General features: G+C 67.5%; 18 protein-coding genes and 2 pseudogenes. 16 read left to right on the top strand and 4 right to left on the bottom strand.

The genetic code is table 11. From position 1 onward, the window contains the following. The 11 genes and pseudogenes from AB0C29_RS01215 to AB0C29_RS01165 all read left to right on the top strand — a co-directional run. A pseudogene (locus AB0C29_RS01215) lies at positions 1 to 540 on the top strand (SPFH/Band 7/PHB domain protein); the annotation flags it as partial. A 307-nt stretch (positions 541 to 847) separates the two neighbouring features. After that, positions 848 to 1,648 (top strand): annotated as a pseudogene (locus tag AB0C29_RS01210) (IS481 family transposase); the annotation flags it as partial. 126 nt (positions 1,649 to 1,774) lie between these two features. Beyond that, a complete protein-coding gene (locus AB0C29_RS01205; protein WP_360813761.1) occupies positions 1,775 to 2,107 on the top strand; it encodes a cupin domain-containing protein in 333 nt (110 codons plus the stop codon). Between the two features lie 53 nt (positions 2,108 to 2,160). Then, a complete protein-coding gene (locus AB0C29_RS01200; RefSeq protein ID WP_360813759.1) occupies positions 2,161 to 2,415 on the top strand; it encodes a DUF2249 domain-containing protein in 255 nt (84 codons plus the stop codon). A gap of 239 nt (positions 2,416 to 2,654) precedes the next feature. After that, positions 2,655 to 3,878, top strand: coding sequence for an MFS transporter (locus AB0C29_RS01195; RefSeq protein WP_360813764.1), 1,224 nt, complete (start codon positions 2,655 to 2,657; stop codon positions 3,876 to 3,878). A gap of 19 nt (positions 3,879 to 3,897) precedes the next feature. Continuing rightward, positions 3,898 to 4,344 carry a hemerythrin domain-containing protein gene (locus tag AB0C29_RS01190; protein WP_360813757.1) on the top strand — a complete coding sequence of 149 codons (447 nt, stop codon included), beginning with the start codon at positions 3,898 to 3,900 and terminating at the stop codon, positions 4,342 to 4,344. Between the two features lie 73 nt (positions 4,345 to 4,417). After that, positions 4,418 to 8,179, top strand: coding sequence for a nitrate reductase subunit alpha (locus AB0C29_RS01185; protein ID WP_360813755.1), 3,762 nt, complete (start codon positions 4,418 to 4,420; stop codon positions 8,177 to 8,179). Position 8,180: 1 nt separating this feature from the next. Further along, positions 8,181 to 9,830: a nitrate reductase subunit beta gene (gene narH, locus AB0C29_RS01180; RefSeq protein WP_360813753.1), complete on the top strand. Its 1,650-nt coding sequence runs from the start codon at positions 8,181 to 8,183 to the stop codon at positions 9,828 to 9,830. Further along, positions 9,827 to 10,522 carry a nitrate reductase molybdenum cofactor assembly chaperone gene (gene narJ, locus AB0C29_RS01175; RefSeq protein ID WP_360813751.1) on the top strand — a complete coding sequence of 232 codons (696 nt, stop codon included), beginning with the start codon at positions 9,827 to 9,829 and terminating at the stop codon, positions 10,520 to 10,522. Before narH ends, narJ begins: the two co-directional genes overlap by 4 nt. Then, on the top strand, positions 10,519 to 11,247 hold the full coding sequence (gene narI / locus AB0C29_RS01170; protein WP_360813749.1) for a respiratory nitrate reductase subunit gamma: 729 nt from the start codon (positions 10,519 to 10,521) through the stop codon (positions 11,245 to 11,247). Before narJ ends, narI begins: the two co-directional genes overlap by 4 nt. After that, positions 11,244 to 11,762 carry a CBS domain-containing protein gene (locus tag AB0C29_RS01165; protein ID WP_360813747.1) on the top strand — a complete coding sequence of 173 codons (519 nt, stop codon included), beginning with the start codon at positions 11,244 to 11,246 and terminating at the stop codon, positions 11,760 to 11,762. The genes narI and AB0C29_RS01165 overlap by 4 nt, the downstream gene beginning before the upstream one ends. 164 nt (positions 11,763 to 11,926) lie before the next feature. On the opposite strand, the gene AB0C29_RS01160 is transcribed toward AB0C29_RS01165, so the two are convergent. Then, positions 11,927 to 12,544 carry an XRE family transcriptional regulator gene (locus tag AB0C29_RS01160; protein ID WP_360813745.1) on the bottom strand — a complete coding sequence of 206 codons (618 nt, stop codon included), beginning with the start codon at positions 12,542 to 12,544 and terminating at the stop codon, positions 11,927 to 11,929. 77 nt (positions 12,545 to 12,621) lie between these two features. Between AB0C29_RS01160 and AB0C29_RS01155 the strand changes: the two genes are divergently transcribed. From AB0C29_RS01155 to AB0C29_RS01145, 3 genes are read left to right on the top strand one after another with little or no spacing between them, the layout of a single operon-like run. Further along, the gene (locus AB0C29_RS01155) at positions 12,622 to 13,545 is read left to right on the top strand and encodes an NAD(P)/FAD-dependent oxidoreductase (RefSeq protein WP_360813743.1); all 924 of its coding nucleotides are present in this window, start codon (positions 12,622 to 12,624) and stop codon (positions 13,543 to 13,545) included. Between the two features lie 33 nt (positions 13,546 to 13,578). Further along, positions 13,579 to 13,836, top strand: coding sequence for a hypothetical protein (locus AB0C29_RS01150; protein ID WP_360813741.1), 258 nt, complete (start codon positions 13,579 to 13,581; stop codon positions 13,834 to 13,836). Positions 13,837 to 13,891: 55 nt separating this feature from the next. Then, a complete protein-coding gene (locus AB0C29_RS01145) occupies positions 13,892 to 14,572 on the top strand; it encodes a DUF4386 domain-containing protein (protein WP_360813739.1) in 681 nt (226 codons plus the stop codon). Between the two features lie 1,791 nt (positions 14,573 to 16,363). On the opposite strand, the gene AB0C29_RS01140 is transcribed toward AB0C29_RS01145, so the two are convergent. From AB0C29_RS01140 to AB0C29_RS01130, 3 genes are all read right to left on the bottom strand, one after another. Further along, positions 16,364 to 16,786: a DUF1622 domain-containing protein gene (locus AB0C29_RS01140; protein ID WP_360813737.1), complete on the bottom strand. Its 423-nt coding sequence runs from the start codon at positions 16,784 to 16,786 to the stop codon at positions 16,364 to 16,366. Positions 16,787 to 16,857: 71 nt separating this feature from the next. Then, entirely contained in the window at positions 16,858 to 17,049 is a 192-nt protein-coding gene (locus AB0C29_RS01135; protein ID WP_360813735.1) for a hypothetical protein, read from the bottom strand. Positions 17,050 to 17,094: 45 nt separating this feature from the next. Next, the gene (locus AB0C29_RS01130) at positions 17,095 to 17,955 is read right to left on the bottom strand and encodes an alpha/beta hydrolase (protein ID WP_360813733.1); all 861 of its coding nucleotides are present in this window, start codon (positions 17,953 to 17,955) and stop codon (positions 17,095 to 17,097) included. Positions 17,956 to 18,179: 224 nt separating this feature from the next. On the opposite strand from AB0C29_RS01130, the gene AB0C29_RS01125 reads away from it, so the two are divergent. Then, the gene (locus AB0C29_RS01125; protein ID WP_360813731.1) at positions 18,180 to 18,968 is read left to right on the top strand and encodes an alpha/beta hydrolase; all 789 of its coding nucleotides are present in this window, start codon (positions 18,180 to 18,182) and stop codon (positions 18,966 to 18,968) included. Between the two features lie 2 nt (positions 18,969 to 18,970). Beyond that, positions 18,971 to 19,903: an NADP-dependent oxidoreductase gene (locus tag AB0C29_RS01120; protein WP_360813729.1), complete on the top strand. Its 933-nt coding sequence runs from the start codon at positions 18,971 to 18,973 to the stop codon at positions 19,901 to 19,903. Positions 19,904 to 19,905: the final 2 nt, after the last annotated feature.

The following is a 19,905-nucleotide window of genomic DNA, read 5'->3' as shown; positions in this document are numbered from 1 at the left end:
GCGATCCTGACCGCCGAGGGTGTCAAGCAGTCGCAGATCCTCACGGCCGAGGGTGACAAGCAGTCGGCGGTGCTGCGCGCCGACGGTGACCGGCAGGCCCGGATCCTGACCGCCGAGGGTCAGGCCAAGGCCATCCGGACGGTGTTCCACGCGATCCACGAGGCCAACCCCAGCCAGAAGGTGCTGGCGTACCAGTACCTGCAGGCCCTGCCGCAGATCGCCAACGGCTCGGCCAACAAGGTCTGGATCGTGCCGACCGAGCTGACCCGGGCCCTGGAGGGCATGGGCGGCGCGCTCGGCGGGCTGGCCAACATGGTCGGCGACCTGCCGACGGGCAAGGTCGACGCCGCTGCGGTCGAACGCGAGGCGGCCGAGGCCGCCGAGGAAGCGGCCAAGGAGGCCGCCGCCGTGAACGCCCAGGTCCGTGCGGCCGAGGCGCAGGTCTCCGGGCCGACGAACGGACAGCTGAGTGCGGTGTCAGAGGATGCCGGTCGAGGGGTGGTGAACATCCGATCCGACGGTCAGAGCCGGCCCGTGTAACGGAGGGATGCCTCCAACGGCGCAGCGGAACCTATACAGCGCCACGGATCAAAGTCGACGGGCGCTGTCATCGGGCTAGCACGCCGCTGCCGGCCGCACGCCAAGCACACCGGAAACACAAACCACAGGGCAAGAGCGTCAAGCCTAGGTGTGCTGTCCAGGGACGTTGGTCGAGGAAGTGCGACCACTCGATCTGACGATCAGGGGCGGATCTGGTGTACAGATGAAGGCCTCCAACGGTGCAGTGGAGCTGTCTAAGACCCACTGACCAGGCTTGGAGGCCTTCATCTCCCAGGCTAGCGCCGCGCTGACCCCGCGGGCGCGATTGCGGCTGGCGCGTCTGATCGTGGACCGGTCGTGCGCAAGATCCTGCACCTGCGGCGTAAGCGACGCTGGGATCCGGTCCCGATCGCTGACAAGCTTGGTCTGGCTGCCTCCACCGTGCACGCCGTGCTGGTCCGCCAACGAGCGAACCGGCTCGGTCACCTCGACCGGATCATCGGCGAGGCGATCCGCCGCTACGAACACGATCGTCCGGGCGACCTGCTGCACGTCGACGTCAAGAAACTCGGCAAGGTGCCCGACGGCGGCGGCTGGCGCTACCTCGGCCGGCGACAAGGCGAGAAGAACCGGGCCGCCACGGCAAGCACCGCAGCCCGATGATCGGTACCGCGTTCGTGCACACCGTCATCGACGACCACTCCCGCGTCGCCTACGCCGAAATCCACGACGACGAAACCGCTGTCACCGCCACCGGTGTCCTACGCCGGGCCGTGGCCTGGTTCGCCCACCGCGGGGTCACGACCCGGCGCGTGTTGTCCGACAACGGCTCGGCCTACAAATCACATCTCTGGCGTGACACCTGCGCCGAGCTGGGCATCACGGTCAAGAAGACCCGCCCTTACCGGCCACCGATCACCGGAAAGATCGAACGCTTCCACCGCACCCTGGCCGACGGCTGGGCCTTCGCCAAGCTCTACAACAGCGAAAAGGCCGACGCGCCGCGCTACCGGCCTTCCTGCACGACTACAACCACCACCGGCCCCACACCGCCATCAGCAAACAGGCTCCCATCACCAGGTGGACCAACCTGGCTGGACATCACATCTACCCCGCGCGGTCACGGCGAGCACCAAGGACGTTAATCGCCCCGCCACCGCGGCACGCCACGGCGCCGACCATTGCCGAACGGCGTGGCGGACTCGGCTGCTTGGCAGTGTGACAAGGTACGATCATGGAGAAATCGTCACTGACCGCCCTTGCCCGCCAGCAGCTCGTCGTCGCGCGCGAAGCTTCCAGCGGGCGCAGCGCGTCTACGGTGTACGGCGGTCATGAGCACACCCTGCGCCAGACCTTGATCGCCCTGGTAGCTGGCCGCCGACTGGACGAGCACGAGAACCCTGGTGAAGCCACCGTGCATGTGCTGCAGGGGCGTGTTCGCCTCAGCTCCGGCGACGTCGCTTGGGAGGGCTCTGCCGGTGACCTCATCATCGTGCCCGACGCCCGGCACGCACTCGAAGCGCTTGAGGACTGCGCTGTGCTGCTCACCGTGGCCAAGCACAACTGAGACTGCCGCGATCATCGACACGACGATGAGCGATACACCCCGCTGGCACGGGTGTGGACAGGCGCTCTCGCTGGCGCCGCTGCCTTGATGTGCGCGAAACCAAGCTCGATTGGAGGCGCGCGTTGATATCGTCCATGGCAACGGCGCTGTCGCTCGGCGATGCTGTGGTTCTGGTCGCCTCCCATGCGCCGTACCCGGTCCTCGTCAAGAACGGTGATTGCTCCGGCGGGCAGATCCGGGCCCGACGGTTGCAGTCCGAGCCCGAGGTTGGCCAGGTGTGCCTGGAACGTTTGGCTGCGCTCGCCTGACCGTGTCTTCCTCCGGCCGGACAGCGTCTGCGACGACGGATGTAGGACCCGTGCCGTAGGGAATAAAGACCCTGTTCGGCCGGGTGAGAAGCGGAGATCCTGGTGGGGGACGTCGCACGGGCGACCTGAGCCGATGGCAGCCGGCATCTGCGACGCGAACGACGTTGGAGACGACAATGAGCACACGGGATCGCCGGGCAGCCTCGTCTGGCCCCGCGCAAGTGACCGGCGGGCAGCGGATGGTGATGCTGGTTCTGGCCACCGTCGGGTTCGCAGTCAACTTCTGGGCCTGGGCCCTGCTCAGCCCGCTGGCCCCGAAGTTCAAGGACGCGCTGCAGCTCAGCGCGTTCCAGCAGGCTCTGCTGGTCGCGGTCCCGGTCGTAGTCGGCTCGGTGGGCCGGATCCCGGTGGGGGCGTTGACGGACCGGTTCGGAGGCCGGGTCATGTTCCCGCTGGTCTCGCTGACGACGATCGTCCCGGTGCTCTATCTGGGTCTGTCCGGGCACACGTCGCTTGCCGGGCTGTTGGTCGGCGGGTTCTTCCTCGGCATCGGCGGCACCGCCTTCGCGGTCGGCGTGCCGTTCGTCAACGCCTGGTTCCCGCCCGAGCGGCGGGGGCTGGCGATCGGGGTGTTCGGCGCCGGCATGGGCGGCACTGCGATCAGCGCGCTGACCACGGTCAAACTCGTCACTGCTGGGAGCACAGCGACCCCGTTCGTGGTCACCGCGATCGCTCTGGGCGCCTACGCGTTGCTGGCCGCACTGCTGCTGCGCGACGCACCCGGCCGGGCCCTTCCGTCAGGGACGTTGTTGCGGCGGCTGGCCGACACCGCACGTCTGCGGGTCACCCGGCAGGCGGCCGGCCTGTACGCGGTTCTGTTCGGCGGCTATGTCGCGTTCTCCGTCTATCTACCGGCCTACCTGAAGACCGCCTACGGGCTCAGTCAGGCCGACGCCGCCAACCGAATGGCCGGCTTTGTGCTGCTCGCGGTGGTGATGCGTCCGTTCGGCGGCTGGCTGGCTGACCGCTTCGCCCCCACCCGCGTCCTGGCCGCATCGCTGGCCGTGGTGGTTGCCGGCGCGGCTGTCCAGGCGTTCACCCCCGGTCTCGCGCCGCTGGGTACGATCGCGTTCCTGGCCATGGCCGCGGCTCTGGGTGCCGGTAGCGGCGCGACCTTCGCCCTGGTCGCCTTGCTGGCACCGCAGAATCAGGTCGGCTCGGTCACCGGCATCGTCGGCGCCGCCGGTGGCCTCGGCGGGTTCGTCCCACCATTGATCATGGGCGCTCTCTACGGCCAGTACGGCTCGTACGCCCTTGGCCTGGCCGCCCTCGCTGTCGTCGCCCTCGCCACGTTGGTGCTGACTGTCACCGCTGTCGCCAAGAACGTGCGCCAGACGTCCGCCGGCGTCCAGGGCCAAGCGACCCGCCTCACCCCAGGCAAGGGAAGTGCCGCTCATGTGTGAGTACTGCGGGTGCCAAGCCGTGACCGCGATCGAGGACCTGACCCGCGAACACGACATGGTCGTCAACCTCATCGGTGAGGTCCGTGGCGCCCACGCCGCTACCGACACCGCTCGCATGGCAGAACTGGCCCGGCAGATCACCGGCGTCCTCGAACCACACACTTATGTCGAGGAGCACGGCTTGTTCCCGGTGCTGGCCGCCGATTTCCCCGGCCAGGTCACGGTCCTGCAAGCCGAGCACCGGCACATCGAGGCGGTCCTCGGCGAAGCTACCGGCGGCGCACCCGCCGATCCTGCCTGGCCCGCCCGGCTCGTCGAGACCCTCGACCTGCTCCGCGAACACATCCTCAAAGAGCAGGACGGCGTCTTTCCCGCCGCTCTCGCCACCCTGAACCCCGCGGACTGGGACGCGATCGACACCATCCGGGCGACAGTCGGCACATTGCTGCCCGCTCCCGGTCGCTGACCACTTGACCCTGCCGCTGCCCGACCGTCGTACGCCGGACGGCGCGTCGACAAGACGAGGAGATGTCCATCTCATGACGACCGCCCAGAACCCCCGCGACCGCACCGGCACTGCGGAGGAACCCTCTGATCGGCCGGGTTTGGACGGTCCGCTGAGCGACGCCCTGGTCCGCACCCGTCGTTATTTCACCAAGGGCACGGTGTCCGATGACCTGCGGACCCTCACGAAGCGGGGTGGCCGTCAGGCCGACGACTTCTATCGGGACCGGTGGAGCCACGACAAGGTGGTCCGTTCGACGCATGGGGTGAACTGCACCGGGTCCTGCTCGTGGAAGGTCTACGTCAAGGACGGCATCATCACCTGGGAGACCCAGCAGACCGACTACCCGTCGGTCGGTCCGGATTCCCCGGAGTACGAGCCCCGCGGCTGCCCGCGCGGTGCGGCGTTCTCCTGGTACACCTACTCGCCGACCCGGGTCCGCTATCCCTATGTCCGCGGCGTCCTGCTCCAGATGTTCCGTGAGGCGAAGAAGCAGCACGACGGTGATCCGGTGCGCGCGTGGGAGCACATTGTGGAGAATCCGCGGCGGGCGAAGGCCTACAAATCCGCCCGCGGCAAGGGTGGCCTCGTGCGCGCCACCTGGGAGGAGGCCTGCGAGATCGTCGCGGCCGCGCACGTGCACACGATCAAGAAGTACGGTCCCGACCGGGTGGCCGGCTTCTCACCCATTCCGGCGATGTCGATGGTCTCGCACGCGTCGGGTGCACGATTCGTGAATCTGGTCGGTGGCTCGATGTTGAGCTTCTATGACTGGTACGCCGATCTGCCGGTCGCGTCCCCGCAGGTCTTCGGTGACCAGACCGACGTTCCGGAGTCGGGCGACTGGTGGAACGCCGGCTACCTGATCATGTGGGGTTCCAACCTCCCGGTCACCCGCACTCCCGACGCGCACTGGATGACCGAGGCCCGTTACCGTGGCCAGAAGGTGATCGCGGTCGCTCCTGACTACGCCGACAATGTGAAGTTCGCCGACGAGTGGCTGCCCGCCAGGCCGGGGACCGACGGTGCGCTGGCCATGGCGATGGGCCACGTCGTGCTCAAGGAGTTCTTCGTCGACCGGCAGACGCCGTATTTCACCGAGTACGTCAAGACCTACACCGACCTGCCGCACTTGGTGAAGCTCGACGACGCCGGCGACGGCGCCTTCACCGCAGGCAAGTTCCTGACGGCCGCCGACCTGGCCCCCACCGTCGCGGCGCAGGAGAACTCCGCTTTCAAGACCGTTGTCATCGACGCACGTACCGGTGAGCCGGTCGTTCCGAACGGCTCGCTCGGTCATCGGTTCGGCGACGCCGGTATCGGCCGGTGGAATCTCGACCTCGGTGACGTCGACCCGCAGCTGTCCCTGCTCGAGGGCGCCGAGGAGACCGTCCTGGTGCGGATGCCACGCTTCGACACTGCGGACGGCGCGGCCGCCGACCTTCCCCGCGGCGTCCCGGTCCGCCGCGTCGACGGGCACCTGGTCACCACGGTCTTTGACCTGCTGCTCGCGCAGTACGGCGTCGGCCGTGACGGCCTGCCGGGGGAGTGGGCCCGCGGCTACGACGACGCGGACTCGCCGTACACCCCCGCCTGGCAGGAGGTGATAACCGGTGTCAAGGCTGCCACCGCTGCCCGGATCGGGCGGGAGTTCGCCGCGAACGCCGAGGAGTCACGGGGCCGCTCGATGATCGTCATGGGGGCCGGCACGAACCACTGGTTCCACTCCGACACGATCTACCGTGCGTTCCTGACCCTGACCAACCTCACCGGATGCCAGGGCGTCAACGGCGGCGGCTGGGCCCATTACGTCGGGCAGGAGAAGGTCCGCCCGATCACGGGCTACACGCAGATCGCCAACGCCCTCGACTGGAACCGCCCGCCCCGCAACATGATCCAGACGGCTTTCTGGTATCTGCACACCAACCAGTTCCGGTACGACCAGTTCGGCGCGGACACCCTCTCCGCCACCACCGGCAAAGGCCAGCTGGCGGGCAAGTCCACGGCCGATGTCATCGCCCAGAGCGCGCGGATGGGATGGATGCCGTCCTACCCCACGTTCGACCGCAACCCGCTCGACCTCAGCGACGATGCGGCCGCCGCCGGTAAACCGGTCGGCGCGTACGTCGTGGAGCAGCTCAAGTCCGGCGAGCTCGACTTCGCCGGCGAGGACCCCGACGCACCCCAGAACTACCCGCGCATCCTCTCGATCTGGCGGGCCAACCTGCTCGGCTCGTCCGGAAAGGGCAACGAGTACTTCCTCAGGCACCTGCTCGGCACCGACTCGTCCGTGCGGGCGACCGAGACACCGAAGGACCAACGCCCGGTCGATGTGACCTGGCGGGACCAGGCACCCGAGGGCAAGCTCGACCTGCTCATGACGATCGACTTCCGGCAGACCAGCACCACCATCTTCTCCGACGTCGTTCTGCCGGCGGCAACCTGGTACGAGAAGCACGACCTCAACACCACCGACATGCACCCCTTCGTGCACTCCTTCAACCCGGCGATCGCGCCCCCGTGGCAGACCCGGACCGACTGGGACGCCTGGCAGAGCATCGCCGCGAAGTTCAGCGAGCTCGCCGCCGTCCACCTCGGCGTGCGCAAGGACGTCGTCGCGGTCCCACTCACCCATGACACCGCGGACGCGATGGCCAACCCGCACGGTGTCGTGCGGGACTGGAAGAAGGGCGAGTGCGAGCCGATCCCCGGCGTCACCATGCCCAAACTCGTCGAGGTCGAACGTGACTACGGCGCGATCGCCGAGAAGATGAACGCGCTCGGCCCCCTGGTCGACACCCTCGGCGCGACCACCAAAGGTGTCACCTTCGAGCTGGGCGCGCAGGTCGACTACCTGCGGCGCAAGAACGGCGCCGTGCGCGGTGGTGTGGCCGACGGCAGGCCGTCGCTGAAGAAGGACGTCAACGTTTGCGAGGCCATTCTGGCCATGTCCGGGACCACCAACGGGCATTTGGCCACCCAGGGGTTCAAGACGCTCGAGAAGCGCACCGGTGTCCGGCTGGCCGACCTCGCCGAGGAGCACGAAGGCAAACAGATCACCTTCGCCGACACCCAGGGCCCCCCGGTGCCGGTGATCACCTCACCGGAGTGGTCGGGTTCCGAAACGGGCGGGCGACGGTACTCGCCGTTCACCATCAACGTGGAGCGCATGAAGCCCTGGCACACCCTGACCGGCCGGATGCACTTCTACCTCGATCACGACTGGATGACCGAGCTCGGTGAGGGCCTGCCCGTCTACCGGCCACCGCTCAACATGGCGGCCCTGTTCTCGGAACCGGCGCTCGGCAACGTCTCCGACGGGGCGGGGGCCGAGGTCGAGGGGCTCACGGTGCGCTATCTGACCCCGCACAACAAGTGGTCCATCCACTCGGAGTACCAGGACAATCTGTTCATGCTGTCGCTCTCGCGCGGGGGCCAGAACATCTGGATCAGCGACCGGGACGCGGCCAAGGTCGGCATCCAGGACAACGACTGGATCGAGGCGGTCAACCGCAACGGGGTCGTGGTCGCCCGGGCGATCGTGTCGCACCGGATGCCCGAGGGCACGGTGTACATGTACCACGCACAGGACCGGTTGATCGACGTACCGATCGCCGAGACCTCCGGCAAACGGGGCGGCATCCACAACTCGTTGACCCGGATCCTGGTGAAGCCGTCCCACATCATCGGCGGCTACGCCCAGCTCACGTTCGCGTTCAATTACCTGGGCCCGACGGGCAACCAACGCGACGAGGTCACGGTCATCCGCAAGCGCTCACAGAACGTGGAGTACTGACATGCGCGTCATGGCCCAGATGGCGATGGTGATGAACCTCGACAAGTGCATCGGGTGTCACACCTGCTCGGTGACCTGCAAGCAGGCGTGGACCAACCGCACCGGCACCGAGTACATCTGGTTCAACAACGTGGAGACCCGCCCCGGTCTCGGCTACCCCCGGACGTATGAGGATCAGGAGAAGTGGAAGGGCGGCTGGGAGCGCAACAAGCGCGGCAGGCTGGTGCTCAAGGGCGGCGGGCGGTTCAAGAAGCTGCTCACGATCTTCTCCAACCCCAAGCTCCCTTCGATCGGGGAGTACTACGAACCCTGGACCTACGACTACTCCACACTCACTGATGCCCCCGCTCAGGAGCACACGCCGGTCGCGCGCCCGAAATCGTTGATCTCGGGCAAGGACATGAAGATCGAGTGGTCGGCCAACTGGGACGACGACCTCGGCGGGTCCACCGCGACCGCGCACCGTGACCCGATGCTGAAGAAGATCGCCGACAAGGTGAAGTTCGAGTTCGAGCAGACCTTCATGTTCTACCTGCCGCGGATCTGCGAGCACTGCCTGAACCCGTCGTGTGCGGCGTCGTGCCCCAGCGGTGCGATCTACAAGCGCGCGGAGGACGGCATCGTCCTGGTCGACCAGGACAAGTGCCGGGGCTGGCGGATGTGCGTGTCCGGCTGCCCGTACAAGAAGATCTACTTCAACCACAAAACCGGCAAGGCCGAGAAGTGCACGTTCTGCTTCCCGCGGATCGAGGTCGGCCTGCCGACTGTCTGCTCCGAGACGTGCGTCGGCCGGCTGCGCTACATCGGCCTGATGCTCTACGACGCCGACAAGGTCCTCGAGGCGGCGTCGACCGAGGACGACCACGGACTCTACGAGGCGCAACGCGAGGTCTTCCTGGACCCGTTCGACCCCGACGTCATGCGGGAGGCGGAGAAGGCAGGGATCGCCCGCGACTGGATCGAGGCCGCCCAGCGCTCCCCGATCTACGCCCTGATCAACACCTACCGGGTCGCCCTACCGCTGCACCCGGAATACCGCACGATGCCGATGGTCTGGTACATCCCACCGCTCTCACCCGTGGTGGACGTCGTGCAGGAAACCGGCGAGGACGCAGAGGACAAGGGCAACCTGTTCGCGGCGATCGACGCCCTGCGCATCCCTATCGAATATCTCGCCGAACTCTTCACCGCGGGTGATGTCGGACCGGTCGACGCCGTGCTCAAAAAGCTGGCGGCCATGCGCTGCTACATGCGTGACATCAACATGGGCCGCGACCCCGACGGCAGCATCCCGGCCGCCGTCGGGATGAGCGAGGAAGAGATGTACGACATGTACCGGCTCCTCGCGATCGCCAAGTACGACGAGCGCTACGTCATCCCTCCGGCGCACGCCGAGCAGGCTCACTCCCTGGAGGAACTGGCGACCGAGTGCTCGGTCTCGGCGTACGGCGGCGGGCAGCAGGACCTCTTCGGCGAGGGCTCCGGCGCACCGACACCGATCGCCGTCGAGAACTTCCAGATGCTCCAGGACCGCCAGACAGCCGACACGCTCGCCTCGCCCGCCGACAAGGACACGCGCGTCAACCTCCTGAACTGGGACGGCAAGGGCTCACCTCCAGGACTCTTCCCGCCGCGGAAGACAGACTCATGAACCGGCGACCGAAGGCCGGCCTCGCACCGCACCAGCTGACGATCGCCTGGCAGTCGGTGTCATTGCTGCTCGACTACCCGGAGCCCAAGATGCTGGCGCGCCTGGAGCTGATCCGGGGCGCCTTGCAGCAGTTGCCGGTGACCATCAGGGAATCAATCCGCGAGTTCGCGGACCACCTGGCACAGACGCCCCTGCCGCAGCTGCAGGCCGAATACGTCAAGACTTTCGACAACCGTCGCCGGTGCAACCTGTTCCTGACCTACTTCGCCCACGGTGATACCCGCAAGCGAGGAATGGCCCTGCTGCGGTTCAAGCAGACCTACCTCAGCGCCGGCTACGAGCTCGACGACTCGGAGCTGCCCGATCACCTCTGCGTGGTGCTGGAGTTCGCCGCGACCGTGGACCATGACCAGGGTAGAAGCCTGCTACTCGATCACCGGGCGGGGTTGGAGCTGCTGCGCCTCTCGCTCGCCGACATGTCCTCGCCCTGGGCGGCCCTGATCGATGCGGTTTCGGCGACCCTGCCGGCGCTACGGGGCGATGAGCGGGATGCGGTACGCCGTCTCGCCGCCAATGGTCCTCCCGAGGAGGAGGTGGGGCTGGCGCCGTTCGCTGCTCCGCAGTTCAGCGCCGGCACCGCGCCGAAACCGACCCTGTTGCCCATGCCGTCATTCCCAGGAGCACGCCGATGAACGAGTTCCTCTTCGTCGTGGTTCCCTACGTCTGCCTGACGACCTTCGTCGTCGGGCACCTGTGGCGCTACCGCTACGACAAGTTCGGCTGGACCACCCGGTCGAGTCAGCTCTACGAGAACCGGCTACTGCGCATCGGGAGCCCACTGTTCCACTTCGGGATGCTCGGAGTCGTCGGTGGTCACATCGTCGGTCTCCTCGTGCCGCAGTCGTGGACGGACGCGATCGGGATCAGCGAGCACAGCTATCACGTGGTGGCCGTCACGGGCGGTCTGCTAGCCGGCGCCGCAGCGCTGGTCGGAATGGTGATCCTGATCTACCGCCGCCGCACGGTCGGTCCCGTCTTCTCCGCGACCACCCGCATGGACAAAGTGATGTACGCCTTCCTCGCGGTCGTGATCGCACTCGGGATGTGGAACACCATCGCCGGCTCCATCATGACCATCGGTGGTGAGTACAACTACCGCGAGGGCGTCTCGGTCTGGTACCGCTCATTCCTGGCCTTCCAACCGGATGCCGGCTTGATGGCGAAGGCCCCCCTGGGCTTCCAGCTGCACGCACTGGCCGCCTTCGGGCTCTTCGCGCTGTGGCCATTCACCCGGCTCGTACACGTCTTCAGCGCACCCGTGGGCTACCTGACCCGCCCCTACATCGTCTACCGCAGCCGCGACGACCAGCTGGGCAGCCACCGGCCGAGGCGCGGCTGGGACCGAATCTCGCAATGACCCCCGGGACGCGCCTCCCCGATGTCAGCGAAGACGCTGTTGACCCCCGCGAGAACACCGCCGAGACACCGGTCCATGAGGTCATGCTCCGGCACCCGAAGACACTCTCCGCTCGTGCCTCGATCATGCAGACGCGCGCAGCCCTGAGCAGCGACCATGTGCACCTGGTGCTGTTGACCGAAGGCAGGAGGCTGGTCGGAACCTTGATGAGGACCGACCTCCCGCCATCCGCAACCCTCGGTTTGGCTCTAGCCTGGTCGACGCTCGCAGGCCGGACCGTATCACCGGACACTCCGACGTCTGTGGTGCACGGCCTGCTGATCGGTCAGGGAATCCGACGCGCGGCTGTGGTCGACGCAGACGGATCGCTGCTTGGGCTGATATGCCTTAAACAACGTAAGACGGGATTCTGCTCCGACGCTGACGTCACAGCTCGCGCACTAAGTCGTAAAGAGGTGACGTCTCAGATCTCCATGCCTGACAGTTGCCCTGAAGACGGGCTTGGTCGACGGTGAGGGCGAGGTCGCTGGTGGCGGCGACGGGCAGTGCCCTTCACCGCCACAACATCACCCGCGGCTGCAGCTTCCCAACTGGCAGATGCCGCTGCGGATGATCCACTCCTGGCCGAAGGCCACTGATCGGATCACGACCGGGACGGACCGATCCGGGATCGCTCGCGCTACCTGTCATTCAGCGCGCGCGAGGATAACTTCGCCTGTGGCGGCGGTGTTCGGAGGTTCATGCGTTCACCTGGCCGCGCGAAGATGCTGAGGATCTCGGCGGGCTCGTTGCCGGTGCTGCCGAACCAGTGCGGCACCTGGGTGTCGAACTCGGCGATCTCGCCGGGTCCGAGTACCCAGTCCTGGTCACCGAGGACGAGCCTCATGTGCCCGGACAGTACGTAGATCCACTCGTGGCCGTCGTGGCCGCGTGGTTCCGGGTCGACCGTGTTGGTGGGGATGACGATCTTCCATACCTGCATGCCGTCCGGCTGTCGGGTCAACGGGATGACCGCCCTTCCCTTGACCCGGCCGGGCCTGAGCCGGACACGCGGGTCACCCACCTCGGGCGCGCCGACGAGATCGTCCAACGGCACTCGGTATGCCTGCGAGAGTGCCAGGAGCAGTTCCAGGGTGGGTCGCCGCTGCCCGTTCTCCAGCCGCGACAACGTGCTCTTGGAGATGCCCGTGGTGTCCGCCAGGGCGGTCAGGGTGATCCGGCGTTGTGTCCGGACCCGCTTGAGACGGGTTCCGACCTGATCGAGCACGGCGGTGAGGGCCGCTGACGTGTCATCCACGACCTCATCCCACTCCGATTTCCCAGAAACGGCAACGTTCGTTGGCCGGAGGTTCTCCAGGGTCCAGCGTGGTGGCCATGAGTCAGTACGACGTAGCCATCATCGGCGGCGGAGCCGCCGGATTGTCCGCAGCCTTGGTCCTGTCCCGGGCCCGCCGCAAGATCGTCGTGATCGACGCCGGACATCCGCGCAACGCCTCGGCCGCGCACATGCACGGCTACCTGTCCCGCGATGGCCTGCCACCTGGTGAACTTCTCAGGTACGGCCGTGACGAGGTTCGGCACTACGGCGGGGAAATCCTCGACGGGACAGTCACCGACCTGGCGTCGGACGGGCGCGGCGGGTTCGAGGCCGGCCTCGCCGACGGGCGGCGGATCTCGGCGCGCCGGCTGCTGGTCACGACCGGCCTGCGGGATGACTTGCCGGACTTGCCGGGGCTGCGCGAGCGGTGGGCCCGCGACGTGCTGCACTGTCCCTATTGTCACGGCCATGAAGTCCGCGACCGCCGGCTCGGCGTCATCGGTGGCACTGCAGGCTCGGCAGGGTACGCGCAGATCGTCCGGCAGTGGACCCACGACCTGATCTACTTCACCGCCCCCGACACCCTCACCGCCGTCGAGCGGAGCGAGCTGGCCGCCCGCGGCATCGGCATCGTCGAGGGCGGCATCGACCGGCTGGTCATCGACGACGACCAGCTACGCGGGGTCCAGCTGCACGACGGCTGTGTCGTGCCCCGCGATGCGCTGTTCGTGCCGCCCCGCTTCGTGCCGAACAACCGCCTGCTCACCGGCCTCGGCTGCGGCGTCGACGCCGCCGGCTGGGCCACCACGGACGCCACGGGACGCACCAGCGTCGCCGGAGTCTGGGCCGCCGGCAATGTCATCGACCCCCGCGCCCAGGTCATCACCGCCGCCGGCGCCGGCTCCGCGGCTGCCATCGCGCTCAACGCCGACCTCGTCGACGAGGACGTCCGCGTCGCCGTCCGGCTCCACCAGCCCTGACCAAGTCACGAACCTGCGATCGAAGGAGTCACCATGACCCGTCCGACGTCGAAAACCCGGCCCGCCGTCGCACCGCCGAGCAAGCACCAGCTGGCCCTGATGATCTGGCTCGCCGTCTTCCCGACCCTCGTCGCCCTGAACGTCACCCTCGACGACTGGCTCAGCAGGCTCACCCCTGTGGTGCGCACCTTCGTTCTGGTCACCATCGCGGTGCCGATCGTCATCTACGGACTGATGCCTCAGCTGCACAAACTCCGCGGCAGGCTTCTGACTCGCCGCGCCAGCCGCTAGGTCATCAGCGCCGCCGCGCCCGCTTCCACCCCACCGGCAAGAAGGAGTTCAACCCATGAACACGAGGAAGATCGCCACCCTCACGGGCTGGCTGATGGTCGTCACCTTCGTCACCTCGATCCCCGCCTACTTCATCCTCTACGCCCCGGTGCGGGACAACCCCGCCCTCATCACCGGCACCGGCGCCGACCCCACCGTCAGCGTGGGTCTGGGCGCCACCCTCGAAATCATCCTCATCATCGCCAACGTCGGCACAGCCGTCGTCCCGTACGCACTGTTCAGGCGCTACAGCCAAAGCCTCGCGCTGGGCTACGTCGCCGCCCGGCTCATCGAGGGCACCTTCATCGCCATCGGACTCGTCAGCCTGCTCACGTTCGTGTACATGCGCCAGCAAGGCACAGCCGGCACCGACGCCGCTCTCGGCGAGGTTTTCGTCGCGATTTATGACCGGGCGTTCCTGGTCGGGCCCGGCATCCTCGCCGGCATTGCTAACGGCATGATCCTCGGCTACCTGATGTACCGATCCGGACTCGTGCCGCGAGGCCTGGCGATGCTGGGAATCATCGGCGGTCCACTGGTCGCTGCCTCTGGCATCGCCATCATGCTCGGCGTCACCGAACGCGGGTCCGCGTTGCAGGGCATTGCAACGATCCCGGAATTCATCTGGGAGCTGTCGTTCGGCGTCTACCTCATCGTCAAAGGGCTTCAAGCCGACTCCGATCCCGGCCCAGCTTGAAAGCGAACTCCTCACCGGTAACACCGGCTCGTAACCACCTGTACCCGGTGCCGGTTTTTTGGCGAGAGCCGCACCATCGGCAAGCCCGCCTTCCCCATTCCGCACCGACATTGCCGAACACTGGAGAGCCGGCAGTCACGGCATACCCAACCGTGTCTGCCTGGACACCATCGCGACACGCGCCGGTTTCATACCGCAGAACAGCTGCAAACCGCCGACTACGGTCTCAGGCTCGCACTCGATCAGGGTTCGGGTTAGGAATCTCCCTCGTCCCGGCCGTGATGTTCAGCAACGATCCCCGAATCCGCGTCCTCGACTCGCGGACAACCATCCGCCCCGCCAGATCACCATCGTTCAGCGCAAGCGACCGACCGCACTGGCCGCCTAGCTGATCAGCTTGCGCACCAAGCCGCCCATCACCACGAGCCCGTGCTGAACGCCAACCGCGGATCCGTCCTTGAACAGCTACGTGAGCCAGGACCTGGTCCGTCACGCGGCGGGCTCGACGTCGGGCCGGGTCGTGCTGGTCATTGAATCGCAGAGAACTGCAACTGAAAGCTGTGGGGCCCGGGGTGACGGACCGGCAGCAGGCAGTCATCCGCACTCGGCAGGTCCACAACAATGCATATGTCGAGCTGAACGACCTCGCGACGCACCGCATCCCACCGTGTCCACCACCAAGTGTCACCGTCGTCAGCGGCCATCACAAATGCGACGTGACTACCGCCATGCCCGGCGGCGAGTTCACACCGAACCCTGCGTAACGGCGCGGTGGACCGATGCCGCACTCCGAGCAGGAATTCGAAGTCGACGTCGCCCACCACAGACGTACTCCCACATCCCGGCACCCTGCCGAACGCAGGTGAACCACGAATCCTCGGTAACACGGACAGCAAGCTACCCCGCCCAACACCGGACCATCCCTTCAACCACGGTGGCCTCGCTGACGCGCGTTAACTACCACCTACCCCACCGATCTACGCTCGCACCAGGACCGACCTGCTCCGCCGCGCCACAGCCGGCGCCAGACATTGAGCGAACGCGGGTTGTCGCACCCCCTGCTGCAGAGAAAGGTGTTCACCTCCGGCGCGCAGGAGGCGTTTCTTCGAAGGCCACGTCGGCCCATAGACACCTCGGCGCGAGGCCCGTTGCGACAACCTGCTCTCAAACGGTCGCCAAAGTGTTGGACTCAGCGGGCAGTGCATCGAGACCCACCGCTGGAGCCTGTTCCGATCGCACTACGGCCTCGATGTGCTGTACTGCCAGCCAAGCATCGAAGGGGCACGCGAGAAGGGTGGTCTCGACGGTCAGCAGCAGGTTCCGGCGGTGCACCTGGCCGCCACGGCGGCCGTCGACGCCCTGCGGCACGGCACGGTTGCCCCCGCCGACTCGCGGATGTCACGCCCGATCTGCTCCGCCAGTACGCGCCTTGATCCACCGCCGACCACGTCACCAGTTCCGCCGCGATGATGTAGCGAGCCGCGTACGTCGCTGCGCTGAGTGGGCCGCAGTCCCGGCGGCAGACGCAGAAGGTGCTCAAGCGCGCCGGGCTCGCGCCGTCCCGAGGTCGCCGACGCCCAGGCCAGGTGCGCGGCCGTCGCGAATTCGCCGACGCGAAACGGTACACATCACGCTCATGGAGCCGTTCAACTCCACTTCGCCCGCGGTCGCCGGCACTGCGCGCTGCTACCGGTCGTGCGTCGCCTAAGCCCGACCTGCGCGCGCCTCCGCCGTGACAGGTGCCCAGCACGCCAGGCAAAGCCTGAACTACGAGCGGCGACGCGTACGGCACTACAGTCGTCCGCGCAGTGCGCGGGAGTCTGCGACGAGTTCCGACACGTCCGACGCCTGCTCCTCGCGTCGAGCCAGCTCGTTGCGCTCCTGTTTGATCTCGCGGGCCAGGAAGTAGTTGAGCGCGGTCCGGATGGCCGCGACGGCGGCGAGTTCCCCGATTTCGCGGAGCGTCGGAGCGATCGCGGTGCGCAGGATGTCGGAGGCGAGCTGGAACTCCAGGCCCAGGGCAAGGAACCGCCCCAGACTCAACCGCACCGGCGTGAACCTCTCGGTACGCCGATGAGACAGCCCGGCAAGAGCGAACCGCGCGAACGCCACCACAGCACCGGTGAAGATGATGACCGCACCGGCGGTCTCCACTATCCGCACCAACAGATCCACCGCTGCCGACAACGACGCCTGCCCGATCACGTCATCCACGGATGATCACCTCCCGAAGCAGGGTCTTCGACATCGGCAGGTGAGCGGGGCTGCCTCTGCGGTGATGCCGGCTACGGTCCGCCACCGAGCCGATCCATCAGGGCGTCGACGTCGAGGTCGATGCCCCATGCGGCGAACAGGGCAGCATCCCGGTCGAGATCGACGACATCGGGAAGCAGCGCCTCGGCCTCGCTGATCTTGTCGGCCAGACCGAGCCGGCGCATGACGGCCAGGACTTGTGTCTTCGTTCGTATTCGGGACATCGCGTCCTCCAGACTCGCGGCTCGGAGCAAGCCGGCAGCGTACTTTCAGCTCTGCTGGGCGGCTTCGACGATGATGCGCACGACGGCATCCGGATGCGAGATCATCACGGCGTGCGAGGACCGCACGGTACGGATGTGCGCGTGCGCGCGCTGGGCCATGAACCGTTGGCCGGCCGGCGCGATGGCGTGGTCGTCGAGGGTGATGAGGTCCCAGCTGGGAATGGTCTGCCACGCCGGCTCGCCGGACGGTTCGGTGTTCGCCGTCAGCGACAACGGCCGCTGCGTGACCGCCATCAGCGCCGCGGAGGCCGCCGGCACGTCGCCGGCGAAGACACTCCGGAAAGCCGCCGGCTTGATCGTCAGGTCGTAGTCGACACCACCGGCGACGGCGGGATCGGGGAACGGCCGGAGCGCGACGGTGTCCGGCCCGAGCAGGGAGCCGGGATACACCGTCGGGTCCAGGACCGTGGCGATGCTTTCGCCCCGGGCCGGTACGAATGCGCCCACGTAGACCAACGCCTTCACGTTGCTCACACTGCGTGCGGCGTTGGTGATCACGGCGCCACCGTAGGAGTGCCCGACCAGGACGATCGGCCCGGTGATGGTCTGCAGGACCGAACGGACGTAGTCGGCATCGCGGGTCAGGCCTCGCAGGGGGTTGGGCGCGGCGACGACGGGATAGCCGAGGCGTTGCAGGGCGGCGACATCGGCGTTCCAGCCGCTGGAGTCGGCGAAGGCACCGTGCACGAGCACGATCGTGGGTTTCGCCCCGCGCGGCACCGAAGGGCTCGCCGAGGCGGAGACGGTACCGATGATCAACAACAGCAGCGCGGTCGCTGCGGTGGCCAGGGTGCGAACTGTGCGGTGGATGGGCGTCGCGGCGTGACGGGGCGGATAGCGGTGCATGGCGATCCTCTCGGTCGGGAGGTGATGGGGCGACGCTAGGTCCGCGACCGGCTGACGGTCTTGAGTCAGTCGACTGCCGGCCTGCCCATGGCGTTCTCGGTCACGGCTCGAAACAAGCGATGACGGCGCGGGTGGACGGTCATGCCGTGGAGTCGATTGACCGAAGCGCGGCCACGACTGTCGCCGACACGCTGAGGGCATCACTGAACGAACAGGGAGACCCCATGCCGACTGTCGTTTTCATCCACGGGCTCTGGTTGCACTCGACCTCCTGGGCCGCCTGGCGGGAACTGTTCGAGGCGTCCGGGTACGACACTCTCGCCCCCGAGTGGCCGGGAACCCCCGACACCGTGGCCGCAGCCAGGGAGAGCGCGGACACCATCGCCGATCACGGCATCGACGACGTGACGAGCCACTACCTCGGGATCATCGGAGAGCTCGGCGAGCCGCCGATCGTGGTCGGGCACTCGTTCGGCGGCATGATCGCCGAGAAGCTGCTCGGTCTGGGCCGCGTGGCCGGCGCGGTCGCTGTCGATGCCGCCCAGATCAAGGGCGTGTTGCCCCTGCCGCTGTCCGCGCTGCACTCCACGCTGCCGGTGTTCAAGAATCCGGCCAATCGCCACCGCGCGGTGTCGCTGACCGCTGAGCAGTTCCGGTTCGGCTTCGGTAACGCGGTCAGCGAGAAGGAATCCGACGCGCTCCACGAACGATGGAGCATTCCTGCCCCGGGCAAGCCGTTGTTCGAGGCGGCGGCGGCGAACTTCTCGCTGCACTCACCGGCTGAGGTCGACACGGGTAACGAGGACCGCGGTCCGCTGCTGTTGATCGCGGGCGGCCAGGACCACACGGTGCCGGAAGTGATCACCAAGGCCACCGCCAAGCAGTACCGGCACTCCACCGCGGTCACCGACGTGATCGTGTTTCCGGATCGTGGGCACTCACTGACCATCGACAGCGGCTGGCGAGAAGTCGCGACGACAGCGCTCGAGTGGCTGCAGAAGCAGGGAATGTGACCATGCTGGCCCTGCGTGCCCACCATCGGGGCGGTCCGGATCAGCTGGCCGTCGAGGACGTCGAGGTTCCGGTTCCCGGCGAGGGCGAGGTCCTCGTGGCCGTGCACGCTGCCGCGATCACGCTCACCGAGCTGCTGTGGGATCTGTCGTGGCAGACGCGTGACGGCGCCGACCGTACGCCGGTGATCCCCTCACACGAGGTCAGCGGCGTGGTCGCCGGCCTGGGTGAACACGCGGCCGGCTGGACGGTCGGCGACGAGGTGTACGGCCTGGTGGACTTCGACCGCAACGGCGCGGCCGCGGAGTTCGTGACGGTCCCCGCCTCGGCCCTGGCCGCCAAGCCGGCGAAGGCGACGCACATCGAGGCCGCGGCCCTACCCCTGGCCGCCCTCACCGCCTGGCAGGCTCTGGTGGATCATGCGCAGGTACGGGCCGGTGAACGTGTGCTCGTGCACGGCGGCGCCGGCGGAGTGGGCGTCTACGGCGTCCAGCTCGCCGCCGCCCTCGGCGCCCACGTGATCGCCACCGACCTGCCCGCCAACGAAGCGTTCGTCCGTTCGCTCGGAGCAGCGGAGTTCCTGGACTACACCACCCGGCGCTTCGACGAGGAACTGTCCGGTCTCGATGTCGTCCTCGATGCCGTGGGCGGTGACACCCTCGAGCGTTCCTACGCCGTGCTGCGCCCGGGCGGCCGGTTGATCACCCTTGCCGCGCCGCCGGACCCGGCCCGGGCGAGCAGAAACACCGTGCAGGCCATGTTCTTCGTGGTGCGCCCGGACCACGAGGAACTGACGAAGATCGCCGCCCTGGTCGACAGCGGAGATCTGCGCCCGGTCGTCGCCGGCACCTTCGCCCTGACCGACGGCCGGGCCGCCTTCGAGGCGATCCACGGCCCACGCCGGCCCGGGAAGATCGTCCTGATCGCCCGTCCCTGATC

The organism is Actinoplanes sp. NPDC048791 (genome assembly GCF_040650095.1).
Lineage (GTDB): Bacteria > Actinomycetota > Actinomycetes > Mycobacteriales > Micromonosporaceae > Actinoplanes.
Note: the sequence above shows the minus strand (reverse complement) of the source record. Positions and strands in the feature narration are given on the sequence as shown.

What these genes read in the sequence shown, in the direction of transcription:
- narJ (WP_360813751.1), top strand. Translation starts at nt 9,827, where the DNA reads ATGAACCGGCGACCGAAGGCCGGCCTCGCACCGCACCAGCTGACGATC.
- AB0C29_RS01120 (WP_360813729.1), top strand. Translation starts at nt 18,971, where the DNA reads ATGCTGGCCCTGCGTGCCCACCATCGGGGCGGTCCGGATCAGCTGGCC.
- narI (WP_360813749.1), top strand. Translation starts at nt 10,519, where the DNA reads ATGAACGAGTTCCTCTTCGTCGTGGTTCCCTACGTCTGCCTGACGACC.
- narH (WP_360813753.1), top strand. Translation starts at nt 8,181, where the DNA reads ATGCGCGTCATGGCCCAGATGGCGATGGTGATGAACCTCGACAAGTGC.
- AB0C29_RS01195 (WP_360813764.1), top strand. Translation starts at nt 2,655, where the DNA reads ATGGTGATGCTGGTTCTGGCCACCGTCGGGTTCGCAGTCAACTTCTGG.
- AB0C29_RS01155 (WP_360813743.1), top strand. Translation starts at nt 12,622, where the DNA reads ATGAGTCAGTACGACGTAGCCATCATCGGCGGCGGAGCCGCCGGATTG.
- AB0C29_RS01205 (WP_360813761.1), top strand. Translation starts at nt 1,775, where the DNA reads ATGGAGAAATCGTCACTGACCGCCCTTGCCCGCCAGCAGCTCGTCGTC.
- AB0C29_RS01185 (WP_360813755.1), top strand. Translation starts at nt 4,418, where the DNA reads ATGACGACCGCCCAGAACCCCCGCGACCGCACCGGCACTGCGGAGGAA.
- AB0C29_RS01125 (WP_360813731.1), top strand. Translation starts at nt 18,180, where the DNA reads ATGCCGACTGTCGTTTTCATCCACGGGCTCTGGTTGCACTCGACCTCC.
- AB0C29_RS01130 (WP_360813733.1), bottom strand. Translation starts at nt 17,955, where the DNA reads ATGCACCGCTATCCGCCCCGTCACGCCGCGACGCCCATCCACCGCACA.
- AB0C29_RS01165 (WP_360813747.1), top strand. Translation starts at nt 11,244, where the DNA reads ATGACCCCCGGGACGCGCCTCCCCGATGTCAGCGAAGACGCTGTTGAC.
- AB0C29_RS01135 (WP_360813735.1), bottom strand. Translation starts at nt 17,049, where the DNA reads ATGTCCCGAATACGAACGAAGACACAAGTCCTGGCCGTCATGCGCCGG.
- AB0C29_RS01145 (WP_360813739.1), top strand. Translation starts at nt 13,892, where the DNA reads ATGAACACGAGGAAGATCGCCACCCTCACGGGCTGGCTGATGGTCGTC.
- AB0C29_RS01150 (WP_360813741.1), top strand. Translation starts at nt 13,579, where the DNA reads ATGACCCGTCCGACGTCGAAAACCCGGCCCGCCGTCGCACCGCCGAGC.